The organism is Planktothrix serta PCC 8927 (assembly GCF_900010725.2).
In the GTDB taxonomy this organism is placed as follows: Bacteria; Cyanobacteriota; Cyanobacteriia; order Cyanobacteriales; family Microcoleaceae; genus Planktothrix; species Planktothrix serta.
On record NZ_LR734963.1, the window covers coordinates 1 to 908 of the forward strand.

General features: G+C 33.9%; 1 protein-coding gene and 1 pseudogene. Both read left to right on the forward strand.

What is annotated here, in order from left to right:
* Window positions 1-207: pseudogene (locus tag PL8927_RS28275) on the forward strand (hypothetical protein); the annotation flags it as partial.
* Window positions 208-562: 355 nt separating this feature from the next.
* Complete coding sequence (locus PL8927_RS27815; RefSeq protein ID WP_083624827.1) at window positions 563-835, forward strand: nucleotide exchange factor GrpE; 273 nt, start codon at window positions 563-565, stop codon at window positions 833-835.
* Window positions 836-908: the final 73 nt, after the last annotated feature.

Consider the following 908-nt stretch of genomic DNA (forward strand, 5'->3'; position numbering starts at 1 on the left):
ATGATTACAGATTTTAATGGAGATGAAGATAAGTTACTATTAGCAGGAACTCCAGACTTGTATGCGATTGATAGTTCCCCTGCAAATGTCCCTGAAGGGGTTGCTATTTTCAAGATTAATACAACAAATAACTCAAAACAATTATTAGCAATTGTTCAAGGGGATATAGCATCGACATTTGATAGTAATCAATATGTCTTTATTTAATTCTTTTTAGAACTTGAAACCACCCCTTGCGACCAATAAAATCTTTAATCAAATCCTAGGGGTGGATTCTCCAAACAAACAGAAATTATTCCAGAAGCTATCCCAACAATAAACTGGGAAAAATTGTAAACAAATGTAAACTATTTTAAAGAAACTCCCCGGTTTGTAAATAAATTATTAAAGATTTCATAAAATCCTCTAAAAATTCTCTAAGTTTGTCCTTAAATTAATTATAGAACTATTACAATACAAATACTCACGGGATCACGGTGTTTGTTGATTTTGTACTGACATCTCACCGGATTTTAAGGGAGCATCAAAGTTTTTGTCCGGCGTTAAAAACAATGAAATCTTTATGAAAAAAATAACAGAAACAAAAACTAATTTACCGACTAGAAATATACTTTCTTTCCTGAGTTCAATTGATGGTGTATTAGAAAATTGGGGTTATAAACGAATTGGCATCCCTTGGGAACAAGTGGAATATAATCCCCGATTTCATCAACCCGATGTTAAGGATATTCAACCCGGAGAAACGGTTTATGTTCGCTTTGTTGGATATCGAGATGGGGATAGAATTTGTTGTCCAGCAAAAGTTAGTCGAAAATTACCCAACCCATTAAAATAATATGAAATCCTTAAATTAGTGCTACAGATGGCAAGGGAACAGGGAACAGGGAACAGGGAACAGGGGGAAAAGA